The sequence below is a fragment of the Ruegeria sp. BG6 genome, assembly GCF_056538465.1.
In genome coordinates, this window is record NZ_JBQFTB010000003.1 from 89,911 (window position 1) to 103,984 (window position 14,074).

Here is a 14,074-nt window from a genome sequence, read left to right on the forward strand (position 1 = left end):
ATAGGCGCGACGGGGGCAGTGCCCCCATCGCCTTTGCCGTCAGGCGGCCGGCATCCTTTGCTCGACAATCTCGGCCCACCAACTGCATCCTGCCGGAATGGCCTCATCATTGAAGTTGTATTGCGGGTGATGCACCATCGCCGTGTCGCCGTTGCCAACCAGAATATAAGCGCCCGGACGTTCTTCCAGCATAAAGGCAAAATCCTCGCCGCCCATGACCAGAGGTGCCTCCTCGCAAGCGCCTGAGACTGAACGCGCCACGTCCGCCGCAAAATCGGTCTGCTCGTCGCTGTTCACCATAACCGGATAGCCCCGGATATAGGTCACATCAGCGGTCCCACCGTAAGTCGCGGCAACGCCGTTGCAGATTTCGTTGATCCGGCGCTCAGCCAGATCCCGCATAGCATTGCTCATGGTGCGCACGGTTCCCTTGATCTGAACCGTCTGAGGGATCACGTTGAAAGCCTTGGAGGAGGTTTCGAACGAGGTTACGGATACCACAATCTGATCGACCGGATCGGCATTACGCGAAGCGATGGTCTGCAACGCCAAAACTGCATTGGCGGCCAGGACGGTCGTATCAACAGTTTCATGTGGTTTGGCCGCGTGGCCGCCAAGGCCTTCGAACGTGATGTCGAACTGGTCAGTAGCTGCAAAGAACGCACCCGGACGGATCGCAAACGACCCTACGGGCTTACCAGGCCAGTTGTGCATTCCATAGACTTCCTGAATATTCCAGCGATCCATCATGCCATCTTCGCACATCTCGCGCCCGCCGCCGCCGCCTTCTTCGGCAGGTTGGAAGATGACCACAACCGTTCCATCGAAATTGCGGGTTTCAGCCAGATATTTTGCGGCCCCCAACAACATCGCCGTATGCCCGTCATGGCCACAGGCATGCATGGCACCCGGAGTTTTCGATGCATAGTCCAGCCCGGTCGCCTCATGGATCGGTAGCGCATCCATATCCGCCCGAAGTCCGATGACCTTGCCTTTGGTATCCGACTTGCCCTTGATCACGCCAACAACGCCGGTTCGCCCGATGCCGGTTACAATCTCGTCACAGCCGAATTCCTTCAGCTTGTCGGCGACCACCGCGCTGGTGCGATGCGTTTCGAACAGTATTTCCGGATTTTCATGAAGATCCCGTCGCCAAGCGGTGATTTCTTCCTGCATCTCGGCAAGGCGGTTCTTGATAGGCATGTCATTCTCCCCTGTGTGTCATGCGACGGGCATTCGTCGTTCCACCACTTCCGCGTACCAACTGCAGCCCGCGGGTATGGCTTCGTCATCAAAGTTATATTCAGGATGGTGGCACATGGCGGTGTCCCCATTGCCAACAAAGATGTAGGCGCCCGGCCGTTCTTCAAGCATGTAGGCGAAATCTTCCGACGGCATGATCGGATCGACGCTATCATTCACCTTGCCGGCAACAGCCGCCGCAGCTTCGGCCGCATAGCCTGTTTCCGCATCGGTATTGACAGTCGCCGGGTACCCCGGCGTCCAGATCACTTTTGCCGTTGCACCAAAGGCCGAGGCCGTGTCCTCGGCGATCCGGCGCACCCGCTCTTCCGCGATGGCGCGATACTCGGGATCCAGCGTTCGCACCGTGCCCTGCAGCCGCACCGTGTGCGCGATCACGTTTGACGCAACGCTATCAGTCTCGAAGGTGCCGACCGTCAGCACCACACGCTTGATCGGATCGACGGTGCGCGACACAACCGACTGCAAAGCCACGACAATATGAGATGCGACAAGTGTTGTATCCACCGCATCATGCGGCGCGGCGGCGTGCCCGCCCTTGCCCGTCACAACAATCTCGAATTCGTCGGACGAGGCCAGCAAGGCACCGGGTCGGATGGCGAACTCTCCCACCGGAAGACCCGGCATATTGTGCATGCCGTATACTTCCTGAATGCCCCATCGTTCCATCAGGCCATCCTGACACATCGCCAATCCGCCCGCGCCGCCTTCTTCGGCGGGCTGGAAAATCAGAACAACGGTGCCATCAAAATTCCGGGTCTCAGCCAGATACTGTGCCGCCCCCAGCAGCATCGAGGTATGGCCGTCATGCCCGCAGGCATGCATCTTGCCCGGCACGGTCGAGGCATAGTCGAGCCCGGTTGCCTCTTCGATGGGCAGCGCATCCATATCGGCGCGCAGGCCCACCACACGGCCCTTCGTGTCGGTCCGCCCGCGGATCACGCCAACAACGCCGGTTTTGCCGATACCGGGCGTAATCTCATCCACGCCAAACGCTTTCAGGCGCTCTGTTACAAAGGCGGCCGTTTCATGGACGTCATACATCAATTCTGGGTTGGCATGCAGATGGCGGCGCCATTTGGTGATCTCGCCATGCATTTCGGCTAGCCTGTTTTTGACGGGCATTTTCATCCTCCTGTGACAAGAGTTTCAATATCGACCAAGTGACCACAAATCTCAGGCCCCGAGCTTGCTTACCAGCCGCTCCATAAATCTGTGACCTTCATTGAACTGTGAAATCGTTATGAACTCGTTCGGCTGATGGGCCTGTGCAATATCGCCGGGTCCGCAAATAACCGCTGAATAGCCCGCTTCCTGAAACTGCCCCGCTTCAGTCCCGTAGCTGACAACATGCGAGGCATTGTCACCCGTCAGGGATCGCACCAAGGCCTCGGCCTCTCCATCAGGTTCGGGCACCAGCGCGGGGACTGCAAAATCCTCGGCCACGTCGATGCGCGCTTCCGGGTGGACCTGCTGCATCCGGGCTTCGATCTGCCGCACTTGCTCCAGATAGTCCGTTCTCCAGTGCGATGCCTGTTCACCGGGCACCACTCGGAAGTCCATCATGAACCGGCAGTCCTTTGCAGTGATATTATGCGCTGTTCCCCCTTCGATCATCCCGACATGGCAGGTGGTCCAGGGCGGGTCGAATATCGCGGCGACATCACTCGGTTCGGCTGCCATGTTCTCGGCATTTCGATCGTTGGCCCAATCGATCAACGGCGCCGCCGACATGATCGCGTTGACCCCGGTATGCATGATCGAGCTGTGGACCTCAAACCCGACAACATGTGTATCATACCCGAAGCTGCCCTTGTGACCCGTGACGGCCTGCATCATCGACGGCTCGCCCACGATCACCGCGGATCCTTTGGGCAGAACCTCTTGCATGGCTTCGATCATCGGCGGGGCTCCGGTGCAGCCAACCTCCTCATCAAAGCTCAGCGCCAGTTGCAGAGGTCGTTTGAGATCCGCGTATTGCGCCTCGACCAACGCCCAGATGGCCAGTGCGTCAAAGCCTTTCATGTCGCAGGTTCCGCGCCCGAAATATTTGCCGTCTCTTTCAACAACAGTGAAAGGGTCGCTGTCCCATGGCTGCCCGTCAACGGGCACGACATCGGTATGGCCGGACAGGACAACCGCCCCTTCCTGCCAGGGGCCGACATGGGCCAGCAGGGCGGCTTTGTGTGGCTGGTTCGGATCGGGCCAGCGATGCGACGTGATGCCGTGGCTGGCCAGATAGGCTTCGACCCAGTCAACCAGAGGCAGGTTGGTCTCACGGCTCACCGTCGGGAACGAGATCAGGTGCGTCATGATCTCAAGCGGCGTCAGGCGGTGCGGCATGGGGATCAGTAACCGCTATCCGTGGTTAGCACGAAGTGACCCGGCTCGACCTCGCGGTATTCCGAAGGTTCGGGTTTATAGCCGATTGGATGAATTGGCGACGGGATCGGCTTGAAATTCAGATCCTTTTCCGATTTCCGCTGGTTCGGATCGGCAATCGGAACAGCCTTCATCAGCGCCTGAGTATAGGCGTGCTGCGGGTTCTCGAACACCCGGGCACGCGGGCCAAGTTCGACAATGCGGCCCAGATACATGACGCCTACATGGTGGCTGACCCGCTCGACCACGGCCATGTCGTGGCTGATGAACAGATAGCTGAGGCCAAGTTCCGACTGAAGCTCCATCATCAGGTTCAGAACTTGCGCCTGGACCGATACGTCAAGCGCCGATACCGCCTCGTCCGCGACGATCAGCTTGGGGTTCAGCGCCAGCGCTCGGGCAATCGCGATCCGCTGCCGCTGACCACCCGACATCTCGTGCGGGAAACGACGCATGAAGCTGCGCGGCAACTGTACCTTGTCGAACAGTTGCGCCACACGGTCCTGCAACTCCGAGCCGGACGCGACACCGTAGTTGCGCATCGGTTCGGCCACCTGATCGATCAGCTGCATCTGCGGATTGAGCGAGGCGAACGGGTCCTGGAAGATCATCTGCATATCCAGCCGCGCTTTGCGCAGACCCGCAGAATCCAGTTTCATGATATCAAGGCCATCCAGATTGACCTCACCTGCCATCGGCTCGACCAGCCGCAGGATCGACCGACCCGCCGAAGATTTGCCGCACCCTGATTCGCCCACAAGGCTCAGCGTCTGGCCCTTGTTCAGGGTGAACGAAACGTCTTCGACCGCGTGCACATTGGAAATCGTGCGACGCAGCAGCCCACCCTTGACGGGGAACCGGGTGGTCAGGTTCTTGACGGACAGCAGAACTTCTTCAGTGCCGGGGATTGGCGCAATGTTCTGCCCTTCGACACCCAGCAGCTTCATCGGTTCCGGGGCCGATTTTCCCTGCATTTCGCCCAGTTTCGGAACAGCGGCCAGCAGCGCCTTGGTGTAATCGTGCTGCGGATTCTCGAAGATTTCCTTGACCGTGCCCTCTTCGACCTTGTTGCCGCGGAACATGACCACGACGCGGTCGGCCATCTGCGCCACAACCGCCATGTCATGGGTGATGAACATCACCGCCGTGCCGGTTTCCCGCTTGAGCCGGTCCATCAGCGCGAGGATCTCGGCCTGAATGGTCACGTCCAGTGCTGTGGTGGGTTCATCGGCGATCAGCAGGCGCGGCTCGCAGGCCATGGCCATGGCGATCACCACCCGCTGGCGCATGCCGCCAGACAATTCGTGCGGATATTGCTTCAGTCGCCGTTCGGGTTCCGGAATGCGGACCTGACGCAGCAGTTCCAGCGCGCGGTCCTCGGCCTGCGACTTGGACAGGTTCTTGTGGATCCGCAACCCTTCGGTCAACTGCCGGCCGACGGTAAAAACGGGGTTCAGCGCTGTCATCGGCTCCTGAAAGATCATTCCGATCTCGTTGCCGCGAATCTGTTTCATCAGATTCTGATCGGCCCCAGACAGGTCCATTTCGGTCTTGTCGCGCCGGTCAAACAGCAGTTGCCCACCCGCGATCTCACCGCCGCCGAATTCCACCAGCCGCATCAGCGACAAAGACGAGACCGATTTCCCCGACCCCGATTCACCAACGATACATACGGTTTCGCCGGGATGGACCGAAAACGAGACATCTTCGACCCCGACCACCGGACCATCCTTGGTCTGAAATTCGACCCTGAGATTCTTGATCTGGGCAATAGGCTGATCCAGCACGCGCACGCTCCCCTTGGCGGCTTGTTATTTTTGAATGCCAAACGCTAAGGCGGCAGGAAGGGAAAAGTCAAACGCATTGCAGGTTTTCCTTAAGGCAAGGCTTGCAATTTTCCAAAACTCTGTTTCGATACGCCGCGTAACCGTTTTTGGGAGATGGCGGAATTCGCGAAGCGTGGCTTGCATACATGTTTCTTTTCAGCGCCTTACATTCCCACACGGCAACGCCAAACCCGCAGGCCTTGCGGAGATAATCGAGACACGAATGTGTCCAACATGGAGTGTATGATGAAAATCAAAACCCTTTTGCTTGGTGCGATTGCAAGCACAGCGATGGCCCCGATGGCCTTTGCCGAGCGCGGATCGGACGGCAATGTCAGCATCATTTACTGGCAGGCACCGTCGATCCTGAACCCGTTCCTTTCGGGTGGCACCAAGGATGTGGAGTCGGCCTCGCTGGTGATCGAACCGCTCGCCCGCTACGACCAGGACGGCAACATGGTGCCTTATCTGGCATCGGAAATTCCAACCGTTGAAAACGGCGGTGTCAGCGAAGATCTGACCTCGATCACCTGGAAAATCGCACCGGGAATCACCTGGTCGGATGGTAGTCCGTTCACTTCTGCGGACGTGAAATTCACCGCTGACTACTGCATGCACCCCGAAGGTGGCTGCGCGCAGGTGACCAAATTCGAAGGCGTCACATCGGTCGAAGCCGTGGACGACCTGACCGTAAAAGTCACGTTCGATGCACCGACCCCGTTCCCCTATGGTCCGTTTGTTGGCGGCGAAAGCCCGATCATTCAGGCCGCACAGTTTGCCGACTGCCTGGGCGCGAAAGCCCCCGAATGCACCGAGCAGAACTTTAACCCGATCGGCACCGGCCCGTTTGTCGTCACCGAGTTCAAGCCGAACGACGTGATCACCATGAAGGCCAACGACAACTACCGTGATCCGGCAAAACCTGCCTTTGCGACGCTGACCTTCAAAGGTGGCGGTGACGCAACTGCGGCGGGCCGCGCGGTGATGGAAACCGGCGAGTTTGACTATGCCTGGAACCTGCAGCTGGCACCCGAGGTGATCCAGCAGATGCAGGAAGGCGGCAAGGGCACTCCGGTCGCAGGCTTCGGCCCGCTGGTCGAGCGCATCATGCTGAACCAGACCAACCCGTCGCCCGATCTGCCGGAAGGCGAGCGTTCGACTGCTGCGCATCCGCACCCGTTCCTGCAGGATCCTGCGGTTTACAAGGCGATGTCTCTGGCAATCGACCGTCCGCTGCTGGTGGAAATCGGCTATGGCCAGGCCGGTCAGGTCACCTGTAACTGGGTTCCGGCCCCGGCTGCCGTGAATTCGGACACCTTTTCCTGTGACACGCAGGACATCGAAGGTGCGAAGAAACTGCTGGATGACGCGGGTATCGTAGACTCTGATGGCGACGGCGTGCGTGAAAAAGACGGCGTTCCGCTGAAGATCGTCTACCAGACCTCGACCAACGCCGTCCGTCAGGACTTCCAGGCGCTGATCAAGGAATGGTGGAGCCAGATCGGTATCGAAACCGAGCTGCGCAACATCAACGCGTCGGTCTTCTTCGGCGGTGACCCGGGTTCGCCCGACACCTTCCAGAAGTTCTATGCGGACGTTGAAATGTACGCCAACACCTTCAACGGCACCGACCCGCAGTCCTATCTGGGCAACGGCTTGTGCGACAAGGCTCCCAAGCCGGAATCGCAGTGGCAGGGTGAAAACATCAGCCGCTTCTGCAACGAAGAATTCGACAAGCTGCATGGTCAGCTGGCCGAAACCGCCGGTGCGGAAGAGCGTGCGAAAATCGCCCGTCGTCTGAACGACATCATGGTTGAAAACGGCGGTATGATCCCGCTGGTGCACCGTGGCCGTCTGTCGGCGCACGCAAACACCCTGGGTGGCGTGATCCTGAATGTTTGGGACAGCGAGCTGTGGAATGCAGCAGACTGGTACCGCAAGACCGGATCCTAAACATCAAGTTGCAAAGCTGCGCCCCGATCTGTATCGGGGCGCGGTCATTTGCACACCACTCCAACAAGAAGACGCACAATAAAGGCGCCTTTTGATGCTCAACTTCACCATCAGACGACTGATTCTGGCCGTTCCGACGCTCCTGTTCATCAGTCTCGTCATCTTCCTGCTGCTTGAACTCGCACCCGGCGATCCCATGGCGCAGGTTCCGCTTACCGTCCCCCCCGAAGTCAAAGAGAAGATGCGCGAGGCGCTTGGCCTCGGGCAGCCGATGCATATCCGGTTCTGGAAATGGATCGTGCAGTTCTTCTGGATTGAACCGCAGGTGCTGATCGACTCGGTGTTCGGCACGACCTTCTCCGAAGGCGATCTGCGTGTGATTTCGTGGCAGACCCGCTCGCCCGTCATGGACATCGTCGTTCAGCGTATCCCGCAGACCCTGTGGGTCGTCGGCACCGCTTATGTGGTCGCCATCCTTATCGCGCTGCCCATCGGCATCTATTCCGCATACCGCCAGTATTCCTGGTTCGATCAGATGGGTACATTCGTGTCGATGGTCGGCTTCTCGGTCCCGCCTTTCTTCTCGGGCGTGCTGGTGATCGTGATCTTCTCGGTCCAACTTGGCTGGTTCCCGTCAATCTATGACACAACACATGTGGTCGACAGCTGGGACAGTTTTGTCGTGCAGCTGAAGCAGATGATCATGCCTGTCATGGTTCTGGCGCTTCAGATCACCGCACAACTCAGCCGGTTCATGCGCGCCTCGATGCTGGATAACCTCAACCAGGACTACGTCCGCACCGCCCGCGCCAAGGGCCTTAGCGAATACACCGTCGTGATGGTCCACGTGCTGCGCAACTCGATGATTCCGGTTGTCACCGTGATTGCTCTGGGCATTCCGGCCATCTTCGGCGGCGCCATCATTACCGAGCAGGTCTTCAAGGTGAACGGCATCGGCCAGTTGCTGATCGGGGCCATTCAGGCCAATGACCTGCCGATGGTGCAGACCCTGACCTTCATCTTCGCCGTCCTGATCGTGCTGTTCAACCTGATCGCAGACGTCCTGTATGGCATTCTGGACCCGAGGATTCGCTATGACTGATCATGATCGCACGGATTCTCTGGTTCCGGACGAAGGGCTTGCCCCGGCCTCGACCGCCCTGCCAACGGCAGACGTGCTGGAGGAACTGGCCACCCCGCCCCGCAGTCAGTGGCGCGATGTCTGGGATCAGTTCAAGACCCACAAGGGCGCGATGATCGGGGCCGTCCTGTTTATCTTCATCGTGGCCGGCGTCTACATTGGTCCTTATCTGTGGAGCATCGACCCGACACAGATCGACATCCGGTCCCGCAATCAGGGGCCAAGCTGGTCGCACCCGTTTGGAACGGACCAGTTGGGCCGTGACATTCTGGCCCGTATGATGTCAGGCGGGCAAACCTCGGTCTCCGTGGGCATCACCGCGATGTTGCTGGCGTTGTTCCTGGGATCTTTCATCGGCGTTCTGGCCGGGTTCTTCAAACGGCTGGACGGGCCGTTGATGCGCCTGACCGATCTGTTCCTGGCCCTGCCCCTGCTGCCATTGCTTCTAGTCATGATGCTGCTGTTCCGAGAACCGCTGTCAGCGGCATTCGGGCTGGAGCGCGGGATTTTCATCCTGATCGTCGCCGCAATCGGCGTCACGTCGTGGATGCCGACCGCACGGATCGTGCGCGGAGATGTTCTGGCGATCAAGGAGCGGGAGTTCGTTCTGGCCGCGCGCTCGATCGGGACAAGCAACGGACAGATCATCACGCGGCACATCCTGCCCAATGTGCTGTCCCCGATCATGGTCTCCGCCACGCTGGGCATCGCCACCGCGATCATCACCGAAAGCGCACTGTCCTTCCTGGGCCTGGGCTTTCCGCCGGACTTCCCGACCTGGGGCCGGTTGCTGTTTGACGGTGTCGACTATCTGCAGCAATACCCCGAACGCGTGTTCTGGCCCGGTCTTGCGATCTCGCTGACGGTGCTAAGCGTCAACTATCTGGGTGACGGTCTGCGCGACGCTCTGGACCCGCGTATTCGCGGACGTTGAACCAAGTCAGCCGGCGCGTTTCAGCGCGCCGGCCAACACAACGATCAGTACCGCCAGCGGTACCAGCACCGAAAACGCCATTCTCAGGCCAAACAATTCGGCCAGAAACCCGATCAATGGCGGCCCGATCAGCAACCCGCCATATCCAAGCGTTGCAACACTGGCAATTGCCTGTCCGGGGGGCACCAGCGGGTCATTCGCGGCGCGACTGAACGCCAAAGGCATGATGACGGCATAACCGATCCCCATCAAAGCAAAGCCGAACAAAGCCAGCGAGGTCGCCGCAGCGGATACCACGCAAAACACCCCGATAGTCGCACAGACACCCCCGAATCTTGCGATACTGACCGGCCCGAACCGGGCTATGAACACACCACCCGCCAGTCTGAGCGCAACCATGGCAACCGAAAACACCGCATAACCCAACGCTGCAACACCTTCGGTCGCTTCCGTGACATCGCGCAGGTAGACCGCGCTCCAGTCCGCGACCGCTCCCTCGCCCAACGCACCACACAGGGCCGCAATTCCAACAAGAACCAAAGCACCGGACGGCCATGCAAAAACGGCGCCGCCCGCGCTTTCCGACAGTTTTGACGTCCAGCGCACCCATGACAGGGCAAGCGCAAACCCTACGACAATCCCACCCGCCAGCAGGAAATGAGTGATCACGGTCAGCCCCATCTGGGCCGCCACGTAACCGCTGAGCGCCCCCAGCCCGGCCCCAAGGCTCCACATTGCGTGAAACGAGGACATGACGGGTTTATCGTAAGCCTGCTCTACCTCGGCTGCCCAGGCGTTCATCGCAACGTCCATCGACCCGTGGAATGCCCCAAAAATGAACAGAAACACAGCCAGCGCCCAGAACCCGCCTGCCAGCGCCAGAAGGATCAGCGAAAGCGTGTAGAGAACGGCAATCACACGCGTTATGACGACAGCTCCGAAACGGTCGGTCAGACGCCCCGTCACTGGAAATGAACACACCGCCCCTGCCGCCATGAACAGCAAGCCATAACCCAACGCCTCGTGCGTCAGCTCCAGCCTGTCGCGCACCGCGGGGATGCGCGATGCCCAGATGCCGAACAAGGCACCGTTCAGGATGAACATGGCCGCGACGGCGCGCCATGCGACCACTATTCCGATCACGAAAAACCCCTCTTGCCGGACAAACCTGCCGGCCCCGTTCTACAGGCCTGTTGGATTTTCGCAAACGTGATCTAGGACAGCCGCTTGCGGATACGGCGGACACCGACCCAAACGCCAGCGACGACCGGCAAGGTCACGGCGGCCGTCAGCATTCCCTTGCTGATGCCCGCGCTCGTCAGCGGATACAAAAGATAGCTGACCAAAGACACCGCATAATAGCTGATTGCAACAACCGACAAGCCTTCCACCGTGTGCTGAAGTCGCAAGGCCAGATCCGCGCGACGATCCATGCTTTCCAGCAGCGCCTGGTTCTGCGCACTTCGTTCCACATCCACCCGTGTCCGCAGCAGGTCGCCGGCGCGGATGGCCCGGTCTGACAAGGCTTGCAGGCGGCGCTCGGCCGACTTCACGGTGCGCATTGCCGGGTCATAGCGGCGCATCATGAAATCGGCAAAAGACTGGCCGCCCTCGAACCGCTCCTCGCGCAGGATTTCGATCCGCTGGTTGACGATAGCTTCATAGGCGCCCGACGCTCCAAAGCGGAAAGAGGATTGGGCCGACAGGGTTTCCAGTTCGATCGACGTGGACAAAAGTTGCGGCAATAATTCATCCGGCTTGGACGAACTGACGGTCATCTGCCTCATCAATTCCGTCAGCTTCCCGTCCAGTTCGCCTATGCGCGGCATCAGTTGTTTCACCCGCGCAAAGCCCAGCATGGACATTGCCTTATAGGTCTCGATTTCACACAGACGCTGAATGATACGGCCAGTCCGGCGCTGATTGGTCCCGTCACGGACAAAAACGGCAAAGCGCATATGACCCGCCGGGTCGATGCGAAAATCGCTGGCGCAAATGGCGGCGTCATCCAAAACGCGGGCCACCGCCAGGCTTTCCGGTTCGAACCAATCCGCAAGCATCGGCTTCACGGAGTCATCATCTTTGCATTCCACCACCCGCAGCATCGCCGAGGTTACGCGCTGACCGGGGCTTGCCATCAGCCAGTCGGGCGGAAAAATTTCGAAGTCCGCCGGATTGAACGGGCGGTCACTGACATTCTGCGCAATGGCCGTATACGTGACGAATTCAGCGTGCTGCTCCCATTTGAGCCAGTGACGCCCGATCTGTCCGGCATAATGCGTGGCCCCGGGTTGCGGATGCGGTGCTCCGTGGCGGTTCAGCAGATCCGTCAGATGCGCAACATCTTCATCACGATCCCGCGCTGCCGCCGCAACGGGCTTCTTGATGGCCAGAAACACCACCGTACAGGGCGTTTTCGCCACCGGAAACGGGCGCGCGTGCAATTCATTGGCCAGCGCATAGCGCAGCGGATGATCCTGGATGGGCGTCATTCTTAGCTCCCTGATTCCAGGCCACTATACCCCGCATTCAAAATACATCAATTATTGTTTTATTTCATATACTTACATGAATACCACCGCATACAGTGGCGCTATCCTATTGATTTGGCTGCCAGAGCTCGACCGGATTGCCTTCAGGGTCGTGAATACGAGCGAACTTCCCGACCTCACTGTCCCACTCATCGCGGGTTTCGACCTGGATGCCTGCTGCCTCAAGCTGCGCGATTAACGCTGCCAGATCATCGACGCGGAAGTTGATCATCCACTGTTGCTCTGACCGGCCGAAATATTCGGTCTCCTGGTCGAAAGGCGCAAACACCGTGTACCCCTCGCGCTGTTGCCAGGGGACAGGATCGTAGTGATTGACCCCAAGATGTGTCTCGTACCATGCGGACAACGCTTTCGGATTACGCGCGCGGAAAAACACACCGCCGATGCCGTTCACCTTTTCCATCAACGCCCTCCTGTCAACAACCTGTCCTACCCAGCCTAGCACGCCCCGCTTGCTTCATCTGGCCAAAAATATCCTGGAGGTCAGGAGGCAAAGCCTCCTGCATATCAAAAAAAGAAAAGGGCGCCGTCTGGCGCCCTTTGCAATATTGTTCAGCCTGCCGATCAGTCGATCATGGGCAGCAGCTTGTCCAGGCTCGCCTTGGCGTCGCCATAGAACATGCGGGTGTTTTCCTTGAAGAACAGCGGGTTTTCGATGCCCGAATAGCCAGTACCCTGACCACGCTTGGACACGAACACCTGCTTGGCCTTCCAGCATTCCAGAACCGGCATGCCGGCAATGGGGCTGTTGGGGTCTTCCTGCGCCGCAGGGTTCACGATGTCATTCGAACCGATCACGATGGCCACATCCGTGTCCGGGAAGTCATCGTTGATCTCGTCCATTTCCAGAACGATGTCATACGGCACCTTCGCTTCGGCCAACAGAACGTTCATATGGCCCGGCAGACGACCGGCTACGGGGTGGATCGCAAAACGCACCTCTTTGCCCTTGGCGCGCAGCTTGCGGACCAGTTCAGAAACGGACTGCTGCGCCTGCGCGACGGCCATACCGTAGCCCGGGATGATGATCACGCTGTCAGCGTCGTTCAGCGCGGCCGCAACTCCATCTGCGTCGATCGCCACCTGCTCGCCCTCGACCGCCATCTGCTCGCCCTGCGGGCCACCGAAGCCGCCCAGGATCACGCTGACAAAGTGACGGTTCATCGCCTTACACATGATGTAGGACAGGATCGCACCGGACGAGCCCACCAGCGCGCCGACCACGATCAGCAGGTCGTTGCCCAGCGAGAAGCCGATCGCCGCAGCGGCCCAGCCCGAGTAGCTGTTCAGCATCGACACAACCACCGGCATGTCGGCGCCTCCGATGCCCATGATCAGGTGGTAACCAATGAACAGCGCCGCCAGCGTCATCAGGATCAGCGGGAACAGGCCACCCGACGAGGTGTACCAGATCAGGCAGATCAGCGAGAGACCGGCAGCCGCCGCGTTCAGCGCATGACCGCCGGGCAGTTTAGTTGCGGCGCTCGTCACCTTACCCGCCAGCTTGCCATAGGCGACAACCGAACCGGTAAAGGTAATCGCACCGATGAAGATGCCGAGGTACAATTCGACATGCAGGATTGCCAGTTCCGCCGCGGTCTTCTTGGCGATCAGCTTAGCAAATGCGCCCAGATCGGAAAGATCCGCCTGAGACGCACTGTCGGCAATCGCCATGACCTGCGCCACGTTACCGATTTCGAAATGAGCGTTGAAGCCGACGAACACAGCCGCAAGACCCACCAGCGAGTGCATAGCTGCGACAAGCTGCGGCATCTCGGTCATCTGCACGCGCTGCGCCACGTATTGGCCGATGAAACCGCCACCGGCGATCAGCAGCAGCGACAGCAGCCACAGTCCCGAACCGGGACCAACCAGCGTGGCGAAGACCGCCAGCGCCATACCGACGATGCCATACCAGACCGCGCGCTTGGCGCTTTCCTGGTTCGACAGACCGCCGAGCGAAAGGATGAACAAAACAGCCGCAACAACATAGGCAGCAGTAGTGAAGCCAAATTCCATGTGC

11 protein-coding genes are annotated in these 14,074 nt (G+C 59.4%); 3 read left to right on the top strand and 8 right to left on the bottom strand.

The genetic code is table 11. From position 1 onward, the window contains the following. Positions 1 to 39 precede the first annotated feature (39 nt). From ACR0JW_RS07425 to ACR0JW_RS07440, 4 genes are read right to left on the bottom strand one after another with little or no spacing between them, the layout of a single operon-like run. Positions 40 to 1,203, bottom strand: a complete 1,164-nt coding sequence (locus ACR0JW_RS07425) for a M20 aminoacylase family protein (protein WP_170677864.1) — start codon at positions 1,201 to 1,203, stop codon at positions 40 to 42. A gap of 18 nt (positions 1,204 to 1,221) precedes the next feature. Next, a complete protein-coding gene (locus tag ACR0JW_RS07430; RefSeq protein ID WP_170677865.1) occupies positions 1,222 to 2,388 on the bottom strand; it encodes a M20 aminoacylase family protein in 1,167 nt (388 codons plus the stop codon). Between the two features lie 51 nt (positions 2,389 to 2,439). Continuing rightward, positions 2,440 to 3,606, bottom strand: coding sequence for an acetylornithine deacetylase (argE, locus tag ACR0JW_RS07435; RefSeq protein WP_170677867.1), 1,167 nt, complete (start codon positions 3,604 to 3,606; stop codon positions 2,440 to 2,442). Between the two features lie 5 nt (positions 3,607 to 3,611). Then, on the bottom strand, positions 3,612 to 5,432 hold the full coding sequence (locus ACR0JW_RS07440) for an ABC transporter ATP-binding protein (protein ID WP_170677869.1): 1,821 nt from the start codon (positions 5,430 to 5,432) through the stop codon (positions 3,612 to 3,614). Positions 5,433 to 5,717: 285 nt separating this feature from the next. Between ACR0JW_RS07440 and ACR0JW_RS07445 the strand changes: the two genes are divergently transcribed. From ACR0JW_RS07445 to ACR0JW_RS07455, 3 genes are all read left to right on the top strand, one after another. After that, entirely contained in the window at positions 5,718 to 7,424 is a 1,707-nt protein-coding gene (locus tag ACR0JW_RS07445; protein WP_170615308.1) for a peptide ABC transporter substrate-binding protein, read from the top strand. Positions 7,425 to 7,518: 94 nt separating this feature from the next. After that, positions 7,519 to 8,526 (top strand): ABC transporter permease, encoded by a 1,008-nt coding sequence (locus tag ACR0JW_RS07450; protein WP_480713768.1) that lies wholly within the window; start codon positions 7,519 to 7,521, stop codon positions 8,524 to 8,526. Continuing rightward, positions 8,519 to 9,499, top strand: a complete 981-nt coding sequence (locus ACR0JW_RS07455) for an ABC transporter permease (RefSeq protein ID WP_170677871.1) — start codon at positions 8,519 to 8,521, stop codon at positions 9,497 to 9,499. Before ACR0JW_RS07450 ends, ACR0JW_RS07455 begins: the two co-directional genes overlap by 8 nt. Before the next feature lie 6 nt (positions 9,500 to 9,505). Here ACR0JW_RS07455 and ACR0JW_RS07460 read toward each other — a convergent pair whose 3' ends face one another. The 4 genes from ACR0JW_RS07460 to ACR0JW_RS07475 all read right to left on the bottom strand — a co-directional run bounded on the left by ACR0JW_RS07460 (position 9,506) and on the right by ACR0JW_RS07475 (position 14,070). Continuing rightward, a complete protein-coding gene (locus ACR0JW_RS07460; protein WP_480713769.1) occupies positions 9,506 to 10,642 on the bottom strand; it encodes an MFS transporter in 1,137 nt (378 codons plus the stop codon). Positions 10,643 to 10,713: 71 nt separating this feature from the next. Then, complete coding sequence (locus ACR0JW_RS07465) at positions 10,714 to 11,991, bottom strand: DUF3422 domain-containing protein (RefSeq protein ID WP_170677873.1); 1,278 nt, start codon at positions 11,989 to 11,991, stop codon at positions 10,714 to 10,716. A gap of 106 nt (positions 11,992 to 12,097) precedes the next feature. Then, positions 12,098 to 12,454, bottom strand: a complete 357-nt coding sequence (locus ACR0JW_RS07470) for a VOC family protein (protein ID WP_170677875.1) — start codon at positions 12,452 to 12,454, stop codon at positions 12,098 to 12,100. 161 nt (positions 12,455 to 12,615) lie between these two features. Further along, positions 12,616 to 14,070 (bottom strand): NAD(P)(+) transhydrogenase (Re/Si-specific) subunit beta, encoded by a 1,455-nt coding sequence (locus tag ACR0JW_RS07475; RefSeq protein WP_170615302.1) that lies wholly within the window; start codon positions 14,068 to 14,070, stop codon positions 12,616 to 12,618. Positions 14,071 to 14,074 lie beyond the last annotated feature (4 nt).